A 20,955-nucleotide genomic window follows, 5' to 3' on the forward strand; every position below is an offset into this window, starting at 1 on the left:
CCCAAGATTTGGCGGTTTCGGCCCCCCGTCCCCGCCCGAGAGGTGGATGCTCCACCGTCTCAGCCCGATGCGGGGGCCTGACGGTGGCGCACCCACCGCACCCAAGATGTGGCGGTTTCGGCCCCCGTGGTCCGGGCGGCCGTGCTGGGCGCCTGCGCGCCACCGCCTTCCACGTAGGCTGGGACCATGAGCGAGCTTGGCGTGTCGTCCCCGGCCGAGCGGTACTCCCGATCGCGCGCCAGCCGGCAGTACCCACGCCTGGCCGAGTTCCGCGGCCTCTACGACTTCGCCCTCGACGGCTTCCAGGTCGAGGCCTGCAAGGTCGTCGAGGACGGGCACGGCGTGCTCGTCGCGGCGCCCACCGGATCGGGCAAGACGCTGGTGGGGGAGTTCGCGGTCCACCTCGCGATCGCGACGGGCCGCAAATGCTTCTACACCACCCCCATCAAGGCCCTGTCCAACCAGAAGTTCGCCGATCTCGTGGATCGCTACGGCGCCGACAACGTCGGGCTGCTGACCGGCGACAACACGATCAACGGTGAGGCGCCCGTCGTCGTCATGACGACCGAGGTGCTGCGCAACATGCTCTACGCGGGCTCGCGCACTCTCGACACCCTCGGCTACGTCGTGATGGACGAGGTCCACTACCTGGCCGACCGCATGCGCGGGGCCGTCTGGGAAGAGGTCATCATCCACCTGCCCGAGTCGGTCTCGGTGATCTCGCTGTCCGCGACGGTCTCCAACGCCGAGGAGTTCGGCGACTGGCTGACCGAGGTGCGCGGCGACACCGTCACGATCGTCGAGGAGCGCCGCCCGATCCCGCTGCACCAGCACGTGATGGTGGGACGCAAGATGTTCCCGCTGTTCGAGCCGAGCCCGGACGACCGGGGCGTCGAGGTCAACAAGGCGCTGGAGCGGCTGGCCCGGGAGGACTGGCAGCTCTCGCGGATGATGAAGGGCCACAAGGGCAAGGGCGGCAAGCGGCCCCGCAGCCGCAACCGCACGCCCAGCCGGGTCGAGGTCGTGGAGCGGCTCGACGCCGAGGGCCTGCTGCCCGCGATCTGCTTCATCTTCAGCCGGGCCGGCTGCGCCGCCGCGGTGCAGCAGTGCCTCGACGCACGGCTCACGCTGACGACCCCCGACGAGCAGGCGCACATCGCGGCGTTCGTCGACACCGCGTGTGCGCACCTGCCCGAGAACGATCTGCACGTCCTCGGCTACTACGAGTTCCGTGACGCGCTGGTCCGCGGCATCGCGGCCCACCACGCCGGGATGCTGCCGACGTTCAAGGAGTGCGTCGAGGACCTGTTCAGCGACGGCCTGGTCAAGATCATCTTCGCGACCGAGACGCTCGCACTCGGCATCAACATGCCCGCGCGCTCGGTAGTGATCGAGAAGCTCTCGAAGTGGAACGGCGAGACCCACGCCAACATCACGCCGGGGGAGTACACCCAGCTGACCGGCCGCGCCGGACGCCGCGGCATCGACGTCGAAGGTCACGGTGTGGTGCTGTGGCAGCACGGCCTGGACCCCAAGCAGGTCGCGGGCCTGGCCAGCACCCGGACGTACCCGCTCAACTCCTCGTTCCACCCGTCGTACAACATGGCGGTCAACCTCGTGGGCCAGGTCGGGCGCACCGTGGCCAGGGAGCTGCTCGAGCAGTCGTTCGCGCAGTTCCAGGCCGATCGTGCGGTCGTCGGGCTCGCGCGGCAGATCCGCAAGGCCGACGACGCCCTCGACGGCTACCGCGAGAAGGTCGTCTGCGATCGAGGCGACTTCATGGAGTACGCCTCGTTGCGCCGCGAGCTGAGCGACATCGAGGCCTCCGGCTCGAAGGCGCGCCGCCAGGCCGAGCGCGAGGAGATCATCGCCTCGTTGGTCAAGCTGCGTCCCGGCGACGTCATCCACGTGCCGGTCGGCAAGTTCGCCGGCCTGGCCGTCGTGCTGGATCCCGGACGCGTCACCGACCACGAGGGTCCGCGACCGATGGTGCTGACGGCCAACCGCCACGCCCGGCGCCTCGCGATGATCGACTTCCCGGCGCCGGTCCAGCCCCTGACCACGATGCGCATCCCCAAGTCGTTCAACCCGCGCAACCCCCAGGCCCGCCGCGACCTCGCGTCGGCCCTGCGCAGCCGCGCCGACGCGGCCTCGTTCCACCGCGACAAGCCCTACCGCGACCAGCCGGGGCGCGAGGACCCGCGCATCGCGGCGATCCGGCAGAAGCTGCGTGAGCACCCCTGCCACGAGTGCCCGGACCGCGAGTCCCACGCCCGCTGGGCCGAGCGCTACCTCAAGCTCGAGCGCGACACCAAGAACCAGCGGGGACGCATCGAGCAGCGCACCAACACCGTCGCCCGCCAGTTCGACCGGGTGTGCGAGGTGCTGGACGTGCTCGGCTACCTCGACGGCGACGTGGTGACGCCGGACGGGCTGCGTCTCAAGCGTCTCTACAGCGATCTGGACCTGCTGGTCAGCGAGTGCCTGCGTCAGGGCACCTGGGACGGTCTCGACGCGGCCGAGCTGGCAGCGGTCGTGAGCGGGCTGACGTACACGTCGCGGCTCGCCGACGACCTGCCCGCGCCTCGCTATCCGACCCGCAACGTGCGCGAGGCCGCCGAGACGATGGCACACCTGTGCGCGGACCTGCAGCAGCTCGAGCGCGAGCACCGCGTCAAGTTCTTGCGGTCGCCGGACTTCGGCTTCTCCCAGGCCGTGTGGTCGTGGTGCAAGGACGCGACCCTCGACGACGTCCTGGGCGACATGGACCTGGCCGCGGGCGACTTCGTCCGCGCGATGAAGCAGCTCATCGACGTGGTGGCGCAGATCGCCGACGCCGCGGGGCCGGGGCCGTTGCGCACGACCGCGCGCGAGGCTCTCGACCTGCTTCGCCACGGCGTCGTCAGCTACACCAGCATCACTGCCTGACCGTCACGCCCGGCGGGAGCGGGCGGCCAGGGCGCGCTCGGTGACGCCGCCGAGCCCCCAGGTCTCGCCGAACGCCGTGAAGGCGTCCTCGTCCGCCGATACGTCCAGGTCGGGCAGCTCACAGACGTCGCGGCGCACCGTGACGACCTCGCGGGCCGCCGTGATGTAGTCGACCGAGTCGCGCAGCGACTGGCGCACGCGCGGCTTGATCGAGGACCAGGTGTCGTCGGCCGCAGCGAGGATGCCGTCGAGGTCGCCGAACTCGGCGAGCAGCGTGGCCGCGGTCTTGTCGCCGATGCCGGCCACGCCCGGCAGGCCGTCCGACGGGTCGCCGCGCATGACCGCGAAGTCGACGTAGTCGGAGGCATCGATGCCGTACTTGCTGCGCAGCCACGCATTGTCGACGACGTCGTGCTTCGAGACGCCCTTCGCGACGTAGAGGACGCGGATGTCACGGTCGTCGTCGACGAGCTGGAACAGGTCGCGGTCGCCGGTCACGATGTCGACCGGGCCGTCCCAGGCCTCGGCGAGGGTGCCGATGACGTCGTCCGCCTCGTAGTCCGCGGCGCCGACCACGGGAATGCCCAGGAGGCCGAAGGCCTCGGCGATGAGCGGGACCTGCGGACCGAGCAGGCCGTCGGTGGTGTCGGCCTCGCCGCCGTCCTCGTCGAGCCGTTGCGTCTTGTACGTCTCGAGGAGCTCGACCCGCCAGTTCGGCCGCCAGTCGTCGTCCCAGCACGCCACCACGGCCTCGGGCTCGTACTGGGTGGTCAGGGTCGAGGTGAAGTCGAGGATGCCCCGCAGCGCGTTGACGACCGTGCCGTCGGGCGCCGTGAGGGTCTTGGGGATGCCGAAGAACGCCCGGAAGTACAGGCTGGCGCTGTCGAGGAGGAGAAGTCGACCGTGGGACATGTCCCGAACTCTAGGCTCTACGAGCCCGGGACGTGTCCCACGGTCTCCTCATGTCCTGATCAGCGCGTCAGCGCGTGACCCGGGCTGCGGTCGCCGGCGCGCTTCATGGCCGCGAGCTTCTTGCCCGAGACCTTCGCACGTCGCTGATCGCCGTAGAGGCCCTTCTTGGACAGCGCCAGCACGCCGACCGAGTGAGCCGCCGCGTCACCGAGCTGGTCGATGGCCCGGGTGCTCACGTTGGTGATGTCGTCGCACGTCTGGTGGTAGCAGACGTCGTACGCGACACCGGCCGTCCCGCCGAACAGCTTGGCCTCGGCCGGCGTCTTGACGCCCTCCGCACCGCTGAACAGCCCGCCCGCCGGAATGCCGGCCTCGATGAACGGCCCGTAGTCGGACCGGCCGTCGAACGACGTGGGCGCCGACGCGAGCTTGCGCTTGGCGAAGTAGCGGGTGAACACCTTCTCGATCTCTGCCGAGCCGGCAGGCCCCGCATTGCCGTCCGACGAGCCGTCGCCGTCGTAGACGAACCGGGCGAAGTTGGGCGAGCCGATCATGTCGAAGTTGAGGTTCGCGTAGATCTTGCCCCGCTGGGTGTCGGTCAGGCTGTCGACGTAGTGGTACGCGCCGAGCAGACCCTTCTCCTCAGCACCCCAGAAGGCGAACCGCACGGGGCGCTGCGCCTTCTTGGCCGTGCGCGTCTTGGTGTACTGCTTCGCGATCTCCAGCACCGCGGCCGTGCCCGTGCCGTTGTCGTTGATGCCGGGCCCCTCCGCGACGCTGTCGAGGTGTGCCCCGACCACGACGACCTGGTCCTGGTTCTTGGTCTTGCGCGGCAGGTCGGCGATGACGTTGGTCGTCCTGCGGTTGAGGTCGACCTCCGTGCTGGCGAAGACCCGCACCGTGGCGCCCGGCTGCTGGCTGAGCGCGACCCCGTCCTCGTACGAGACGCCGACGACGGGGATGCCGACGGGGGTGCCGAGGGTGCCGGTGAGCAGCTCCTGGCGTCCCTCCTGCCCCTCGTTGAAGATGATCACCGCGTCATAGCCCGCAGCCTGCGCATTGGCGGCCTTGACGCCGAAGTCGCACGCCCCGCGCTGGATCAGCGCGACGGACGGTGCGGAGCCCGGCGCCGGGAAGTCACCCGGCGTGCAGCCGGACGTCGTCGACCCCGGCCCGCCGGTCGGGGGGATCACGAGCTTGATCGGGGTCACTGCGCCGGTCACGTCTCCGGAGCCGGAGTAGTCGAACGCCGCGGTCTCGATGTCCCTCGCGGTCGGGGTGACCTGCTGCAGCTCGGCGGGCGCGAGATCGCGGCTGAACGCGAACGTGAAGGTCTGCTTCTTCACCTTGTAGCCGGCCTTCTTCAGCTGCGAGGCGACGTACGCGGCCGAGGCGTCGTAGCCGGGCAGGCCCGACGCGCGGTTGCCGTCGTTGCGGTTCGCGATGACCTGCAGCTGGCGCAGCGTCTTGAGCTGACCGTTGACGGTCACGCCCCTCGTGAGCTTGCTGGTGTCGATCGGCTTGGCCTTGGACTGGTGCTTGTTTCCCGCGTCCGCGGGTGCGGCCACGAAGAGGCTGCCGGTCAGGATGACGGCAGCGGTGGAATACAGCGCTCGGCGCATGTGATGCCCCCCAATTGGTTGATGTGTTCCACATCACACTAAGTGGGGAGCCGGGCGATGAACACCCCTGCGCCGCAGCAGATCGGGTGCGCCGCCCGCAGGCGGATCGGCCCATGACCTCACCGGTATCGTCGTGGTGTGAACACGTGGCGCAAGGCTCAGGAACTGGCAGCTCAACAGGGGATCGACGCCCTGCTCGTGACCCCTGGAGCGGACCTCCGCTACCTGACGGGCTACGTCGCGTTGCCGCTCGAGCGACTGACCTGCCTCGTGCTGCCCTCCCAGGGGGAGCCGACCCTGGTCGTGCCCCACCTGGAGCGGCAGGCCGCGATCGCGTCGGGCGTCGACACCGCGATCGCGTCGTGGCAGGAGACCGAGGACCCGTACGAGCTGGTCGCCCGGCTCGTCGGAGACGTGGCCACGGTCGGCGTGGACGACCACATGTGGGCCTCGCGGGTGTTCGCGCTGCAGGCCGCGATGCCCACCGCGCGCCAGGTCCTGGCCGGACCGCTCGTGCAGCAGCTGCGGATCCGCAAGGACGACACCGAGATCGCCGCGCTGCGTGACGCGGGTGCCGCGATCGACCGCGTGCACGAGCGGGTGGGCGAGTGGCTGCGTCCCGGTCGCACCGAGCGCGAGGTGGGAGCCGACATCGCCCGCGCGATCATCGACGAGGGCCACGAGACGGTCGACTTCGTGATCGTGGGATCCGGGCCCAACGGGGCGTCCCCCCACCACGAGGTGTCCGATCGGGTCATCGAGACGGGGGATCCCGTCGTGGTCGACATCGGCGGCACGATGCCGTCGGGCTACTGCTCGGACTCGACCCGCAACTACCTGGCCGGCGGCACCGCCCCCGCGGCCTACCGCGAGGCGTACGCCGTGCTCGAGGCCGCGCAGAGGGCGCAGCTCGAGCACGCCCGCCCCGGTGTGACGGCCGAGTCGGTCGACGCGATCGGCCGGCAGATCATCGCCGACGCAGGCTACGGAGAGCTGTTCATCCACCGCACAGGGCACGGCATCGGCCAGGAGACCCACGAGGAGCCGTACATCGTCGAGGGCAACGACCTGGTCCTCGAGGAGGGCATGGCATTCTCGATCGAGCCGGGCATCTACTTCGACGGACAGTTCGGCGCCCGCATCGAGGACATCGTGGTGTGCACGGCCGACGGCCTCGAGGTGCTCAACAACACGCCCCGCGGGCTCGTCGCCCTGTGAGAGGACCCCAGGTCGGGTGGAAGGTCGCCTGGCCCTCGGCAGCCGCCCTCGGGGTGCTGTCGTCGCTCAACTTCGACCCGGTCTCGCTGCCGTTCGCGATGTTGCTGGGCGTCGCCGGGCTCATCTGGCTGGCCCGGGCACTGGACGTCGCGAGCAAGCGGGTCGTGGCCGTGACCGGTCTGCTGTACGGCGTGGGGTTCATGGGACCGCTCATCTGGTGGATGAACGCGGTCAGTGCCGGCGCGTACGTCGGCCTGGCGCTCGCCGAGGCCTTGTTCTTCATCCCGATCATGCTCGCGCTGCGAGCTGCCACCCGGCTGCGCCTCTGGCCGCTGTGGGGCGCCGCGGTGTGGGCCGCGGGGGAGTGGGCTCGTGGCCACTTCCCGTTCACGGGCTTCCCGTGGGGCCGCCTGGCGCACACCTCGATCGACACGCCGTTCTCCGCGTACGCCCGGCTGGTCGCCATGCCGGGCACCAGCGCCGTGCTGTTCGTGGTCGCCGCGCTGCTCGTGGTCATCGTGGTCGGTCCGGGCCGGCGCGCGCGGATCGGTGCCGCGGCCGGTGTCGTCGCATTGACCGTCGTGGGCGCCCTCCTGCCGACCGGCGTCGCGGGCGCCGACGGCACCCGTCAGGTCGCTCTCGTGCAGGGCGACGTGCCCGGGGTCTTCCTCACCTGGCCGCGCGGGGAGATCCTCGACCTGCACCTCGCCGAGACGCAGCGCCTCGCCGACGCGATCGAGGCGGGCACCGTGCCACAGCCCGACATGGTGCTGTGGCCCGAGAACGCGACGGACATCGATCCGTACCGCGACGCGCTCACCCGCGGCCGGATCGAGTCGCTGGCAGCCAGGCTCGGCGCGCCGATCCTCGTCGGCGGCCTCTTCGACGGGCCCACCGAGGACACCGCGTACAACTCCGGCGTGGTGTGGACGGCAGACGGGCCGGGAGACCGCTACGACAAGCTCAAGCCCGTACCGTTCGGCGAGTACGTCCCGTTCCGCAAGGAGGCCGGCGCCATCGTCGGGCGCCTGGGGCGCGACATCCCCCGCGACATGTTGGCCGGCGACGAGCCGGGGGCGATGACGATCGGCGACACGCGCATCGGCGACACGATCTGCTACGACATCGCGTACGACGACGTGACCCGCCGGGCCGTCGACGGCGGCGCCCAGATGATCGTCGTCCAGACGAGCAATGCGGCCTTCACGGGCACGTCCCAGCCCGAGCAGCAGTGGGACATCTCCCGGCTGCGGGCCATCGAGACCGGGCGCTGGGTGGTCGTGCCCTCGACCAACGGCATCAGCGGGGTCGTGGACCCGACTGGTCGCAGCGTCGAACGGGCGCCGATGCACGAGCCCGCCACGGTGAGCGCCGAGGTCACCCTCGCCTCGGACAAGACCCCGGCCCTCCTGGTCGGTCGCTACCTCGAGTGGTTGCTCGTCGCGGCCGGGGTGGGAGCATGGTGGCTCGGCACACGACGACGGAAGGCGATCGGGACCTCATGAGGACGTTGATCATCGTCCCGACCTACAACGAGTCGGACAATCTCGAGCTGATCGTCCAGCGGATCCATGCCGAGCAGCCGGGGGTCGACATCCTGATCGCCGACGACGGCTCCCCGGACGGCACCGGCGAGATCGCGGACCGCCTGGCCGCGGACGACCCGCGCGTCCACGTGATGCACCGCACGTCGAAGCAGGGACTCGGCTCGGCCTACCGCGCGGGATTCGCGTGGGGCCTCGCACGTGACTACGACGTCCTGATGGAGATGGACGCCGACGGCTCGCACCGTCCCGAGGACCTCGCCAAGATCCTGGCCGCGAGCGAAGCCGGGGCCGATCTCGTGCTGGGCTCGCGATGGGTGCCAGGTGGCGGCGTCGTCAATTGGCCCTGGCACCGTCGCCTGATCTCCCGCGGCGGGACGCTCTACGCGCACCTGATGCTGGGCATCCCGATCAAGGACGCAACCGGCGGCTTCCGTGCGTTCCGGCGCTCGACCCTGGAGCGGCTGCCGCTCGAGGACGTCGCCTCGCAGGGCTACTGCTTCCAGATCGACATGGCGCGCCGGGTCGTCGCGGCGGGGATGAGCGTCCAGGAGGTGCCCATCACGTTCGTCGAGCGCGAGCGGGGCCAGTCCAAGATGAGCGGCGCGATCGTGCGGGAGGCGCTGTGGCGCGTCACGCTCTGGGGCCTGGCGCGGGCCGTGCCCCGTTCGCTGCGACGAGACCGTCAAGAGCCGGCCCGGACCCCGGACGCAAAAGAACCCCGGCCGTAGCCGGGGTCCTTCCTTCCGCCTGGGGCCGCTGGCCTCAGGCGCTCTTCTTCTTGGCCGCGCTCTTCTTGGCGGGCCGGTGGAGGTGCGGCGGACCGATCTCCCCACCGCGGAGAAGCTCGAGCCGCTCCGTCAAGATCTCCTCGAGCTCATCGACCGAGCGGCGCTCGAGAAGCATGTCCCAGTGTGTGCGAACCGGCTTCTCGACCTTGCCTTCGGGCTTCTCACCGTCGGCGAGCCGTCCGATCTGACCCGTCTTGGGGTCCTCCCACTCGTACGGGATCTCGGCCTCGTCGGCCATGACCACCGTGAACGTGTGCCCGTCCGGGCAGACGTACTCAACCTGCTGCCGGGGAGCCATCTCCACGCCACGCTCGTCCTCGAAGCTCTGCGTTCCGAGCCGAGCACCTCGCAATGCACGTTCAGCCATGTGCGTCCCCTCTCTAGTGCCGTACCAGTTTCAACATAGATGACGCGCATGAGATTCCCCTGAACGGCAGGTGACTTCACAGGACAGCCGGCGGGACGTTCCCCGCCTCGACGACCCCCTTGCGCGGATCCAGCCTCCACAACAGCGTCCCACCGATCACGAAGAACGCAATCAGGGCCAGGATCGCCGGGCGGTAGGAGCCCGTCAGCTGGTGGACCAGACCGAAGACCAGGGTGCCGAACCAGCTCGTGCCGCGCTCACAGGCCTGGTAGAGGCTGAAGTACTCGGCCTCGCGCCCGCGGGGGATGAGCTGGGAGAACAGTGACCGGGACAGGGCCTGGGTGCCCCCGAGCACGAGCCCGATCAGCACGGCGAGCACGAAGAACGGCACGACCTGCTCCGCCGGCAGGAAGAAGCCGATGCACACCACGAGCACCCACACCACGAGCCCACCGAGGATCGTGCGGTGACCGCCGTAGCGAGCGGCCACCCGGCCGAACAGCAGGGCGCCGCCGAAGGCGACGAACTGGACGATGAGGATCGTGGTGATGAGGACGCTCGTCTCGAAGCCCAGCTCCTTCTCCCCGTAGACCGAGGCGGAGTAGATCACGGTCTGGATGCCGTCGTTGTAGAACAGGTACGCGACCAGGAACAGCAGCGTCTGGGGATAGCCGCGCATCTCGCGCAACGTACGGAACAGCTGGCCGAAGCTGCGCTGCATGAGGGTGCCGTCGTCGACCGTCACGGCACCACGTACCGGGTGATCCTTGATGCGTCGGTAGGGGATGATCGTGAACGCCGCCCACCACAGCGCGGCGGACAGCAGGCTGATGCGCACGGCGGTCTCGGTCGACAGCCCGAACGGCTTGATCGTGACGACCGCGAGGTTCAGCGAGAGCAGCAGCGCGCCCCCGAGGTAGCCGAAGGCCCAGCCGCGCGACGACACGTGGTCCCGGTCGTCCGGAGCCGCGATGTCGACCAGGATCGCGTCGTAGACCACGATCGACGAGCCGTAGAAGAGATTGGCGACGACGAGCAGGATTGCCCCGAGCTGCCAGTTGTCGCCCGTGACGAAGAACATCATCGCCGCGGCGAACGAGCCGGCCCAGGCGAGGCCGCACATCAGGCGGCGCTTGGAGTCCACCCGGTCGGCGACCGCGCCCACCACCGGCAGCACGAACGCCGACAGCACGGTCGCCAGCGTGACGACGTAGAAGACGAGGGAGCCGGCCGACAGCGAGAGGCCGAGGACGTGCAGGTTCTCGGTGCACTTGCGGTCGTCGTCGCCGGCGAAGCCGCAGGCGGCCCGCTCCGCGACGCTCGTCAGGTACGGCGCGAAGAGCACCGTGCCGATGGTCGTGATGTAGGCCGAGTTGGCCCAGTCGTAGAAGTACCAGCCGCGCTGCTCGGACGTCGCTCGCGCCCTCGTGGTCGTGCTCATGCGGGGTCCCTCCACGTGCCTCGGGCGACCAGCACGTCCTTGAGGACGTCGGTGCGGTCGGTGATGATGCCGTCGACGCCCAGGTCGAGCAGCTCGTTGATCTCCTGCGCGTCGTCCACGGTCCACACATGGACCTGCTGGCCGAGCGCGTGGGCCCGGCGGACGAAGCGGCGCGTGACGACGCGCAGCGGCCCGTGGCGGTGCGGCACCTGCAGGCACCGGCCGCCCGGGACGCCGACGAGTCGCAGCAGGGGAGCGGGCAGGAATCTCGTGAGGACCACCTCGAGGGTCGACGCCGAGGTCGTGACGCCGGGCAGCATACGTCGCATGCGCCGCAGCCGGGCGTGCGAGAACGTGCTGAGGCAGGCCCGGTCGACGGCGTCGTGCGCCTTGAGCACCCGGCACGTGGCGTCGACCGCAGCGTCGGACTTGACGTCGATCATGAGCCGGGCGTCCGGGAACGCGTCGAGGAGCGCGTCCAGGCGGGCGAAAGGCTCCCGCTGGTCGAGGCGCTGCAGGTCGAACGACTCCGACGTCAGGGCGTCGATCGCGTCGGCACTGCCCGTCAACCGGTCGAGGCGGGCGTCATGGATCGCGTAGACCACGCCGTCGGACGTCGCGCGGACGTCCGTCTCGAGGTAGCGGTAGCCCAGCGCGTACGCGTGTGCGAACGCCGCGAGCGAGTTCTCGATGCCGACGTTGTCGCCGGTGGCCGCACCGCCTCGGTGCGCGATGGCCAGGGGCGGTGGATCGAGGAAGCTGGACACGCGCCAACGCTAGCCCCGACCAGGTGCACCCCACCCAGATTTGCGGACCCGTGCACGTTTCCGCGCGCGGATTCGGTGCAGGACTCCGCAAATCTGGGCTGGGGTGGGGTGGTGGGGTGGGGTGGGCTAGATGTCGCGGAAGGTCTCGATCTGGGCGCCGAGTGCGTTGAGCCGCTCGGCGAGATCCTCGTAGCCACGGTTGATGACGTAGACGCTGCGGAGCACCGACGTGCCCTTGGCCGCGAGCATCGCCAGCAGGATCACGACGGCCGGCCGCAGGGCCGGCGGGCAGATCAGCTCGGCGCCGCTCCAGTGCGTCGGTCCCTCGATCAGCACCCGATGCGGGTCGAGCAGCTTGACCTGGGCACCCAGCTTGTTGAGCTCGGTCAGGTAGATCGCCCGGTTCTCGTAGACCCAGTCGTGCAGCATCGTCTGACCCTCGGCGGTCGCCGCGATGACCGCGAAGAACGGCAGGTTGTCGATGTTGAGGCCCGGGAACGGCATCGGGTGAATCTTGTCGATCGGCGCGTGCAGCGCCGAGGGATGCGTCGTGATGTCGACAAGTCGAGTCTGGCCGTTCTCGGCCGCGTACTCGGCGCCTCTGTCGTACTGGAAGCCCATCTCCTCGAGCAGCGCGAGCTCGATCTCCATGAACTCGATCGGGACGCGGCGCACCGTGATGCTCGACTTGGTCACGATCGCGGCCGCGATCAGGCTCATGGCCTCGATCGGGTCCTCGCTCGGGGCGTACTCGACGTCGCAGTTGATGACCGGCTTGCCGGTGATGCGAAGCGTGGTGGTGCCGATGCCCTCGATGCCGACGCCCAGCTTGACCAGGAAGAAGCACAGGTCCTGGACCATGTAGTTGGGGCTCGCGTTGCGGATCACGGTCACGCCGTCGTAGCGGGCCGCGGCGAGCAGCGCGTTCTCGGTCACCGTGTCGCCGCGCTCGGTCAGCACGATCGGCCGCTCGGGTCCGACGCCCTCGGCCGCGGCGGCGTGATAGCTGCCCTCGGTCGCGACGACCTTCAGCCCGAACGGACGCAGGGCGGTCATGTGGGGCTCCACGGTGCGGGTGCCGAGATCGCAGCCGCCCGCGTAGGGCAGCTCGAAGTCGTCGTAGCGGTGCATCAGCGGGCCGAGGAACATGATGATGCTGCGCGTACGCCGTGCGGCGTCCGCGTCCATCGCGGCGAGGTCCAGCTCGGCGGGGACGATGAGCTCGAGATCGTTCTCGTCGTTCAGCCACGTCGCCTTGACGCCGATCGAGGTCAGCACCTCGAGGAGACGGTTGACCTCCTCGATGCGGGCGACCTTGCGCAGGACGGTGGTGCCGGCATTCAGCAGCGAGGCGCAGAGGAGGGCGACGCCCGCGTTCTTGCTGGACTTGACGTCGATCGTCCCGGAGAGCGTCGTCCCTCCCGCGACCCGCAGGTGGCTGGGCCCGGAGGTGCCGACGCTGACGAGCTCGGAGTCGAGGGCACTGCCGATGCGCGCGAGCATGTCGAGGGTCAGGTTCTGCTGCCCCTTCTCGATGCGGTTGACGGCGCTCTGGCTCGTCTTGAGCTCTGCGGCCAGCTCTGCCTGTGTGAGCCCGGTGTGCTGTCGAGCGTCCCGGATGAGGGCGCCGATGCGGGCGAGGTAGTCGTCACGAACAGTCATGTTCGCAACCATATATCAGTTATGAGATTACTCAATTCCCGTCGGGATCAGGCCGTGGTCGTGTCGGACTGGCCCAGGAGACGGGCGTCCTCGACTCCGCTGTGGGCCGTGAGCTGGCCCCAGTAGATGCCGTACGCGGCCTCGGAGATCGTGCGGTCGTGGATGGGGAAGAGGGTCTTCGGCCCGACACGCTGGGCGAAATCGACGGTCTCGCTGAGCTTGGCCCACGGGGCAGAGAGGGGGAGCGCGAGGACGTCGACACCCTCCGGCGCGGTCTCGTAGGAGTCGCCTGGATGGAACATCGTCGGCTCGCCGGGCGCGTGGAGAAGCACGCCGACGTTGCCGATGCGGGGGATGGTGGGGAGGATCACGGCGTGCTGGGCGCCGACGCCTCGAAGCGTGATCCCGCCGACGACCGTCTCGACACCGTCGCCGTTCTGTGTCCAGTCACCCGCCTCGACGATCGAGGCGGTCTCGGGGTCGCACAGCAGCAGGGCGTCGCGGTTGCGCTCGAGCAGTCCGGGCCAGCGTCCCTGATCGAGGTGGTCGGGGTGCTGGTGGGTCACGACGATGGCGTCGAGCCCTTCCAGAGCGAATGTCTCGTCGGGGCTGAAGCCTCCGGGGTCGATCAGGACGCGGGTGTCAGCGGCCTCGACGAGGACGGCGGCGTGGCCGAAGCGGGTGATCTGCATGCGTCCCATCTTGCACCTGCGCCCGTGGGCACGCAGGCCTGAGTGTCAGTTGAGATATCTCTCCACGACGTCGGGGGAGCGCTCCTCGGCGTCGTCCTCGGAGCCACCGGTCTCGCGGAGCGCCTTGCGTTGACGCAGCAGGTCCCAGGCCTGGTCCAGCTCGATCTCGAGGGCGCGCAGGCGAGCGCGTTCCTCCTCTCGGCTGATGTCACCGCTGCTCAGCTGCTCGCGGAGCGTCTTCTCCTCGGCGACGAGGTTGTTGATGTGCTCGTGAATTCCCTTGTCGGTCGTCATCTGCGGAGTCTACGTCCGCGGAGGCAGCCGGGGGAGCGCCTCGGGTACGGGGGAGTTGGGCACAGGTCCTAGCATCTGAGGCATGAATCGGACCCGCGACAGACGTTTGTCGCTGGGTGTGGCCGCGACGGCAGGGATGCTCGTGGGCGCCTACGTCGTGCTGCTCTACGCGGTCGAGATCATCGACGTCGCGACGTCCGAGCGCCTGGAGCGCAACGGCGTTCATCCACGCAGCCTCGAAGGGCTCGACGGGATCGTCTTCGCGCCCCTGTTGCACGACGACTGGGCGCACCTGATCGGCAACACCGCCCCGCTGCTCGTGCTCGGATTCCTGATCGGTCTGTCGGGCGTCCGGACCTGGTTGCAGGTGACGGCGATCGTGTGGGTCGTGGGCGGCGTCGGGGTCTGGTTCCTCGGTGACTCCGGGACCAACCACGTCGGAGCCTCGGGCGTGGTCTTCGGCTGGCTCACGTACCTGATCGTCCGTGGTGTGTTCAATCGCAGCCTGGGCCAGATCGTCGTGGGGCTCGGGGTCCTGGTGATCTACGGGAGCGTCCTGTGGGGCGTCCTGCCGGGACGTCCCGGTGTGTCGTGGGAGGGGCATCTGTGCGGCGCCGCAGGGGGCGCGCTCGCCGCGTGGCTCCTGGCAGAGCGGTCCACCAGACGGACCGGCTGACCTGCTTCTCAGGTCCGTCGACTTGCCCGGACCGCCCGGGTCGGCAAGTCTGGACGTTTGGCGATGCCACTGACGAACAGGAGAACGACATGTTGACCCTGACCGACAATGCAGCCGACGTGGTGAGGCAGATCACCGAGCAGGTCCCGGACTCCCAGGAGTCGGGCCTGCGCATCAGCCAGGCCGGCCCCGAGAAGGATGCCGGCCTGGCCCTGACGCCCGTCAACGCCCCGCAGCCGGGTGACCAGGTCGTCGACGACGGGGGAGCCCGTGTCTTCCTCGACGCGACCGCCGCCGAGCTGCTGGGAGACAAGACGCTGGACGCGCGGGTCGAGCAGGACGGTTCCGTCCAGTTCGGGCTCGGACAGCAGGCCTAGCTCACCGCGCCGACACGTCTCCCACGACCACGATGTCGTGGGAGACGACGTCGCGTCATCTGGGTCGAGGGTGCCCCGGCTCGCTCACGCGCGGCCTGCCATCCTGCGCCGGACGACCAGCACCGCTGCGCCCGCCACCAGGAGCGCGATGCCCAGTGTCAGTGGACCTCCGGGTGCGCCCGCGCCGGGCAGGAATCCCGAGCTGATGGGTCCTCCGCCGCCGCTGCCTCCGCCGCTCTGGTCGCCACCACCGCCACCATCGCCGTCGCCGTCCTCCTCGGACTCGCTGTAGCTGTTGGTGATCGTCACCTCGCTGGTCTCGCTGTCGGCGATCGTGACGGACTCGGGACTGATGGTCGTCTCGTCGAGCAGGATGGTGTCAGTGGCGCCGCTCGCGGTCTCGGTGACACGGCACTCCGTGCCCGCCGGGATGCCGGTCACCCTCACGACCGGATACGTGCCGGCCGGCGACTCCGCAGGGACCGTGAGCTCCTGGTCGAACGCGTCCCCGTCGTCGTCGCAGTCCACCGCGAGGACGATCTCGTCCTGCGCGCCCGCGGCCGGGCCCTCGATGACCTTGGTCACCTGCAGCTCGCCGACCGCGCGCTCGTACTCGTTCGTCGCGGCGACGGGCGAGTTGGTGCCCTCGACGATCGTCACGGTCTCGGGGTCGAGCGAGGAGGCCGTCAGGTTCACCTGACCGTTGTCGCCGTCCTCGGTCTCGGTGACGGTGCACGTGGCGCCGGCGGGGAGTCCGGTGTACGTGACGCTCTGCGGTCCTGCTTCCGTCTCCTCCGGGATCGTGAACGTGCGCTCGATCGGGTCGCCGTCGGTCGGCGTGCAGACGATGGTGATCTCGATGGCGCCTTGCAGTCCGGCACCCTCACCGCTGATGGTCTTGGTGACCTCTATCCCGCCTGCGGCGAACCGGTTGGTGCGGACGCTCGCGACCGCCTCGAGGGTCGACTCCCGGGCCAGGATCAGCTTCTGCCCCGTATCGCGACCGGGCGTGGCGCCGTCGTAGAGATACACGGTGCTCTCGCGCACGGTTTGCGCCCGCCGCAAGGAGAACCCTTGGCCCTCGCCCGGGCCCGACGACCGCGCCCAGAGCTGCGTGCCCGGCGCGATGGTCTCTCCCTCCGCGACAGGCTGCGTGCCCTCCTGGTCGGTGAAGACCTCGACGCCTTCGAGGCGCAGGACCGACGGCCCGTCCGCCGTCACGGTGAAGGGGCCGACGATCTCGCCGGTCGAGGGGGTGTCTGCGGACTCGGGGGAGATGCTCAGCGACGGCTGCGCCGGCTCCGTCGCCGGCCCGTTGGCGATGGCGTCCGCGACGATGTCCGAGGTGAGATCGTACAGCTCCGGCTCGGCATTCGGGTCGAGCACGAGGTTGTCGCTGAAGAACCAGATCGCGGACTGGACCGCGGCGGACCTGACGTTGTTGGCGACTCCGGGCGGGTTGTCCGGCTCGGTGGGGTAGTAGTTCTGCAGGATGTAGGCGACGTAGCCGAGGTTGCGGACGTTCGCGTCGTTCCAGTCTCCTCGCTCGTAGGTGACACCCGACTGTGTGGTCGTGAACAGGTCGATGCAGTAGGTGAGGACATCGTTGCCCTCGGAGTCCGACGCCGGGATGAGCCCGGCATAGGGGAGGTTGTGCGCGTCCCACCCGCCCGGGATCGTCGTGGGGTAGCCCGACAGCGGATCGAAGTCGCTGGGAGCGTCATAGGCGTCCACGTCCGAGACACCGAGGGCCCCCGTGATGGGGCCGATCTGGAGCTCGGTGAATGGCGAGCTCGAGAACGCGGGATCTGCTCGGGTCGGGATCGGCTCGGCATGGGCCGAGCTCCCCACCAGCAACAGTCCACCGAGCATGATCAGAGCCACGAACACCCGGAGCAGTCCCGCCGTCCGGTTCATCAGCATGGGTTTCACAGCCACGTGCCTTCCCCCGTAAAAAGAGCGTGCGGGCCTCTGTGCGGCTCCGCCCCCCGAAGCCTCACACCCGCGACGACACCCCATACAGGGCCCTTGGGCCCTGTATGGGGCTGCCCGGATGTGTCACTACGCCCGGTCCTGGGGCTGACCCGGCTTCCTCATGCGCGGCCTGCCATCCGACGCCGGATGAACAGCACCGCTGCGCCCGCGACCAGGAGCGCGATGCCCAGCGTCAGTGGACCTCCGGGTGCGCCCGCGCGGGGCAGGAACCCCGAGCTGACGGGTCCTCCGTCGCCGCTGCCTCCGTCGCTCTGGTCGCCGCTGCCTCCGTCGCTCCGGTCGCCGCTGCCTCCGTCGCTACCGCCGGTGCCGCCACCGTCGCCGTTCTCCTCGGACTGGCTGTAGCTGTTGGTGACCGTGACCTCGCTGGTCTCGCTGTCGGCGATCGTGACGGACTCGGGACTGATGGTCGTCTCATCGAGCTGGACGGTGTCGGTGGCGCCGCTCGCGATCTCGGTGACGCGGCACTTGGTGCCGGCGGGGATGTCGGTCACCGTCAGGAGCGGGTATGTGCCGGCCGGCGACCCCGCAGGGATCCTGAGCTCCCGGTCGAATGCGTCGTCGTCGCAGTCCACCGCGAGGACGATCTCGTCCTGCTCGCCCGCGGCCGGACCCTCGATGACCTTGGTGACCTTCAGCTCGCCGAACGCCCGCGCGTACTCGTTGGTCGCCGCGACGGAGACATTCTCCCCGGCCACGATCGACACGCTCGCGGGCTCGATCGAGCTGGCCGTGAGGTTGACCCGCCCGTTGTCGCCGTCCTTGGGCTCGGTGATCGTGCACTCGGACCCGGCGGGGAGCCCGGTGAACCTCACGGTCTGCGAGCCCGTCGCTCCGGCGGGAATCGTCGACGTGCGTTCGATCGGGTCGCCACCGTCCGCGGGTGTGCAGACGACGCGGATGTCGATCGGCCCTTGGAATCCGGCGCCGTCGCCGCTGATCGTCTTGGTGACCTCGATGCCGCCGGCCGCGAACTGCGTGATGCGCACGCCGGCCACGGCCTCGAGCTCCGTCGTCTCAGCAAGGACCAGCGACTGGGCGGCGTCGCGCCCGGGTGTCGCGCCGTCGTAGAGGTAGACCGTGTTGGCCAGGACGGTCTCCGCCCGTCGGAGCGAGAAGCCTTGGTCGTCGCCTGCCTCGGTGGAGCGCGCCCACAGTCGGGCCCCCGGCTGCACGGTGGCGCCCTGGGCCAGTGGCTGTGTCCCTGCCTCGTCCGCAAACACCTCCACGCGCTTGAGCTGGAGCGTCGACGGACCGTCTGCCGTGACCGTGAACGGCCCGACGATGTCACCGGTTGAGGGCGCCACTCCCGAGCTCGGAGAGATGCTGAGCGTCGGCTGCGCGGGCTCGGCGACCGGGTCGTGTGCGAGGGTGTCCGCGACGATGGCCGCGGTCAGGTCGTACAGCTCGCCCTCTGCCGGGTGGACCACGAAGTTGTCGCTGAAGAACCAAATCGCGGCCTGTACGGCAGCAGACCTCACGTTGTCCGGCTGGTCGGCCGGCTGGTCGGGGACCGTGGGGTAGTAGTTCTGCAGGATGTAACCGACCCGGCCGAGGTTGCGGACATTCGACTCGGCCCAGTCCCCGCGCTGGTAGGTCACCCCGGTCCCTGTGTCGGTGAACAGATCGATGCAGTACGCCAGGGACGGGTTGCCCTGGTCGTCGAGCACCGGGATGATTCCGACATAACCCCGCGTGACCTGAGTCGACCCGGCCGGAGCCTTCGTGGGATAGCCGTTCTCGGGATCGAACGTTTCGGGAGCCACGAAGGCGCTCACCCGCCGGACACCCTCGTCACCCGTGATGTTGCCGGTCCGAAGCTCGGTGAAAGGGGAGTCCGCCGCCGGGACCGGCTTGTCCCCTATGTCTGGCGCGGCATCTGCTGGACGTCCTACCAAAACAGTCAGTGCCACGAGGATCAGGACCGCGAACGCACGCATCGTCCGCATCGCCCGATTTGCAAGGATGAAGTCCACACGTACCTCCCGAGACAGCGAGAAGCGGAGCCCCGTGACTCCGCACGAGCACCTTTCATTGTGTCAAGCCTGTTCAACCGGGCCCTTGGACTCTGGGCAAGTCTCACGGCGAGTGCGACACGCTCGAGGACCGCTGAACGTGGAACCCGGGCCGCCGAGTTTGCGTGCTGGTCGAGGCGACAACGGTCTGCCGAAGCGACCGGACGTGTCAACTAATCGTTGACGCCGGGCGACGGGTGCGGGGGATGACCTGACACGGCGGCCGCTGACTGACGTCGAGCACGGTGCACCAGGACCGTCGACATCGCCAAGACGAGCGACAGCAGCATCGAGCCTGCGCCGAACGTCTTTGCCGGAAATCCGTCAGCGTGGCCGGTTACAGCAACAACCAGCGAGACGACGATGCCACCGAAAAAGACACCGGCGGCAAGAACAGCTGGCAGCCAGATGGGCACCCGCGCAAGAAGTCTCGTCTGCTGGTTTTGCTGTGAACGGTCTGGCATTGATGCACCGTCTCATACGGCGATGCCGGTGTCCGGGAAACTATGTCCATAAGTGTCCGATAATGCACATTATGTCAACTTGTGGGCTCGCCAGGGACGCTCGGCCGCGCCACGCCTCGAAATCCAAGCTCGCTGCAGCATGGTCCGCTCAGGTGCTGCAGCTAAGACATATCTCAGGCCATCCAGCGTCGAACGCCAACAACATGCTCTCAAGATCGTCGCCAGCGCCTGTGCTGGCCGAACACGACCGTTCTTGACCCGCGGCGTTTCAGGCAAAAACTGCATCAATCGCATCCTCTGATTCCCAAGCTGTGAGTTGCGCCATAGAGACACCCTGTAGTTAAGAGCTACGTTCGAAAGGACCGATGGACCAATCACACCCTGCTCCGGCGGGTGGACGAAAGGCAAACATCATGCGCAACCGAATGATCGCCCGCACTGCTGGGCTCCTGGCCGCCAGCGCGGGGCTCATCTTTGGAACGACGACCGCCGCGACCGCCGAGGACCTCGGCGACTTAGGCCCCGGGTGGGCTCCGCCAGTATGCGAGCCCAAGGAGCAGGTCCTACCCGCCGGTGTCATGACCGCGGTGTGGTACCCGACCGGCGGGGTCTTCTCGGCCGGTCACGGCATTTACACGTTCCGCGTCAAGGCGGTCACGTACATCGGCGGCGTCGAGGGCGAGCCGATCGAGGGCACCACTTACTGCAACCCCAACTGAACCAACCCCGACTGACCAACCCCGACTCCGCCGCGTCCGAAATCCCCCTTTCGGGCGCGGCGGCGCTTATAGGTACCGGCCCCTCCCCTGAACAACGGCCACGAAGGAGGCAACGACCATGAGCGGCGTGCCACAGTAGGTCACCATCGCGGGAACGTACTCCGAGCCAGAGGACAGCCAGGGCGACGGCAGCAGATTGAGCAATGCGATCAGCCCACCGCTGGTCACCACCAGAATCAGTGCCCAGCGCGCGAACGGATCAACCTCGCGTCGACCGGCAGCCCACCCCGCCGCGGCCGCACCCGAGCACAAAGCGGCGGTGAGCCCGAATACGGGATCCACGGGTGACGTGAACCAGACCCACGCGGCCGCTGCGGAAAAGGCCAAGCTGATGAGAGCCGGCAGCGCAATTCGTAGACGGGAAACGACCGTCACGAGCCGAACCTCCGATGCTCTCCGCGAATCCGTCAA

General features: G+C 69.0%; 19 protein-coding genes. 7 read left to right on the forward strand and 12 right to left on the reverse strand.

All coding sequences use genetic code 11. From position 1 onward, the window contains the following. The first annotated feature begins 186 nt into the window (after window positions 1–186). Window positions 187–2,928, forward strand: coding sequence for a DEAD/DEAH box helicase (locus tag GEV26_RS08775; protein ID WP_153652715.1), 2,742 nt, complete (start codon window positions 187–189; stop codon window positions 2,926–2,928). Between the two features lie 3 nt (window positions 2,929–2,931). Here GEV26_RS08775 and GEV26_RS08780 read toward each other — a convergent pair whose 3' ends face one another. Continuing rightward, entirely contained in the window at window positions 2,932–3,840 is a 909-nt protein-coding gene (locus GEV26_RS08780; protein WP_153652716.1) for a 5'-3' exonuclease, read from the reverse strand. Between the two features lie 59 nt (window positions 3,841–3,899). Continuing rightward, the gene (locus GEV26_RS08785) at window positions 3,900–5,462 is read right to left on the reverse strand and encodes a M28 family metallopeptidase (protein ID WP_153652717.1); all 1,563 of its coding nucleotides are present in this window, start codon (window positions 5,460–5,462) and stop codon (window positions 3,900–3,902) included. A gap of 138 nt (window positions 5,463–5,600) precedes the next feature. Between GEV26_RS08785 and GEV26_RS08790 the strand changes: the two genes are divergently transcribed. The 3 genes from GEV26_RS08790 to GEV26_RS08800 are packed head-to-tail and all read left to right on the forward strand — an operon-like array spanning window position 5,601 to window position 8,955. Beyond that, complete coding sequence (locus GEV26_RS08790; RefSeq protein WP_153652718.1) at window positions 5,601–6,680, forward strand: M24 family metallopeptidase; 1,080 nt, start codon at window positions 5,601–5,603, stop codon at window positions 6,678–6,680. After that, a complete protein-coding gene (gene lnt, locus GEV26_RS08795; protein ID WP_153652719.1) occupies window positions 6,677–8,185 on the forward strand; it encodes an apolipoprotein N-acyltransferase in 1,509 nt (502 codons plus the stop codon). Before GEV26_RS08790 ends, lnt begins: the two co-directional genes overlap by 4 nt. Beyond that, window positions 8,182–8,955, forward strand: coding sequence for a polyprenol monophosphomannose synthase (locus GEV26_RS08800; protein ID WP_153652720.1), 774 nt, complete (start codon window positions 8,182–8,184; stop codon window positions 8,953–8,955). Before lnt ends, GEV26_RS08800 begins: the two co-directional genes overlap by 4 nt. Window positions 8,956–8,989: 34 nt before the next feature. Here GEV26_RS08800 and GEV26_RS08805 read toward each other — a convergent pair whose 3' ends face one another. The 6 genes from GEV26_RS08805 to GEV26_RS08830 all read right to left on the reverse strand — a co-directional run bounded on the left by GEV26_RS08805 (window position 8,990) and on the right by GEV26_RS08830 (window position 14,238). Next, entirely contained in the window at window positions 8,990–9,382 is a 393-nt protein-coding gene (locus GEV26_RS08805; protein ID WP_153652721.1) for an RNA polymerase-binding protein RbpA, read from the reverse strand. Between the two features lie 76 nt (window positions 9,383–9,458). Then, on the reverse strand, window positions 9,459–10,823 hold the full coding sequence (locus tag GEV26_RS08810; protein ID WP_153652722.1) for an MFS transporter: 1,365 nt from the start codon (window positions 10,821–10,823) through the stop codon (window positions 9,459–9,461). Beyond that, the gene (locus tag GEV26_RS08815; protein ID WP_153652723.1) at window positions 10,820–11,590 is read right to left on the reverse strand and encodes a glycerophosphodiester phosphodiesterase family protein; all 771 of its coding nucleotides are present in this window, start codon (window positions 11,588–11,590) and stop codon (window positions 10,820–10,822) included. The genes GEV26_RS08810 and GEV26_RS08815 overlap by 4 nt, the downstream gene beginning before the upstream one ends. 126 nt (window positions 11,591–11,716) lie before the next feature. Continuing rightward, window positions 11,717–13,252: a UDP-N-acetylglucosamine 1-carboxyvinyltransferase gene (locus tag GEV26_RS08820; protein ID WP_153652724.1), complete on the reverse strand. Its 1,536-nt coding sequence runs from the start codon at window positions 13,250–13,252 to the stop codon at window positions 11,717–11,719. Between the two features lie 47 nt (window positions 13,253–13,299). Then, window positions 13,300–13,944, reverse strand: coding sequence for an MBL fold metallo-hydrolase (locus tag GEV26_RS08825; protein WP_153652725.1), 645 nt, complete (start codon window positions 13,942–13,944; stop codon window positions 13,300–13,302). 45 nt (window positions 13,945–13,989) lie between these two features. Further along, on the reverse strand, window positions 13,990–14,238 hold the full coding sequence (locus tag GEV26_RS08830) for a DUF2630 family protein (RefSeq protein ID WP_153652726.1): 249 nt from the start codon (window positions 14,236–14,238) through the stop codon (window positions 13,990–13,992). Between the two features lie 82 nt (window positions 14,239–14,320). Here GEV26_RS08830 and GEV26_RS08835 point away from each other — a divergent pair, with 82 nt between their 5' ends. Then, a complete protein-coding gene (locus GEV26_RS08835; RefSeq protein ID WP_153652727.1) occupies window positions 14,321–14,914 on the forward strand; it encodes a rhomboid family intramembrane serine protease in 594 nt (197 codons plus the stop codon). Between the two features lie 89 nt (window positions 14,915–15,003). Continuing rightward, on the forward strand, window positions 15,004–15,291 hold the full coding sequence (locus GEV26_RS08840) for a Fe-S cluster assembly protein HesB (protein WP_153652728.1): 288 nt from the start codon (window positions 15,004–15,006) through the stop codon (window positions 15,289–15,291). A gap of 84 nt (window positions 15,292–15,375) precedes the next feature. Here the strand turns inward: GEV26_RS08840 and GEV26_RS08845 are convergent, their stop codons facing one another. The 3 genes from GEV26_RS08845 to GEV26_RS08855 form a co-directional block, all read right to left on the reverse strand. Then, window positions 15,376–17,229: a thioester domain-containing protein gene (locus GEV26_RS08845; protein ID WP_153652729.1), complete on the reverse strand. Its 1,854-nt coding sequence runs from the start codon at window positions 17,227–17,229 to the stop codon at window positions 15,376–15,378. A gap of 155 nt (window positions 17,230–17,384) precedes the next feature. Continuing rightward, window positions 17,385–19,064 carry a thioester domain-containing protein gene (locus GEV26_RS08850; RefSeq protein WP_153652730.1) on the reverse strand — a complete coding sequence of 560 codons (1,680 nt, stop codon included), beginning with the start codon at window positions 19,062–19,064 and terminating at the stop codon, window positions 17,385–17,387. A 410-nt stretch (window positions 19,065–19,474) separates the two neighbouring features. After that, complete coding sequence (locus GEV26_RS08855) at window positions 19,475–19,765, reverse strand: hypothetical protein (protein WP_153652731.1); 291 nt, start codon at window positions 19,763–19,765, stop codon at window positions 19,475–19,477. Window positions 19,766–20,343: 578 nt separating this feature from the next. Between GEV26_RS08855 and GEV26_RS08860 the strand changes: the two genes are divergently transcribed. After that, on the forward strand, window positions 20,344–20,484 hold the full coding sequence (locus GEV26_RS08860) for a hypothetical protein (RefSeq protein WP_153652732.1): 141 nt from the start codon (window positions 20,344–20,346) through the stop codon (window positions 20,482–20,484). Window positions 20,485–20,550: 66 nt separating this feature from the next. Here GEV26_RS08860 and GEV26_RS08865 read toward each other — a convergent pair whose 3' ends face one another. Continuing rightward, entirely contained in the window at window positions 20,551–20,919 is a 369-nt protein-coding gene (locus tag GEV26_RS08865; protein WP_153652733.1) for a hypothetical protein, read from the reverse strand. Between the last annotated feature and the right edge of the window lie 36 nt (window positions 20,920–20,955).

This window comes from Aeromicrobium yanjiei, assembly GCF_009649075.1.
GTDB classification, from domain to species: Bacteria; Actinomycetota; Actinomycetes; order Propionibacteriales; family Nocardioidaceae; genus Aeromicrobium; species Aeromicrobium yanjiei.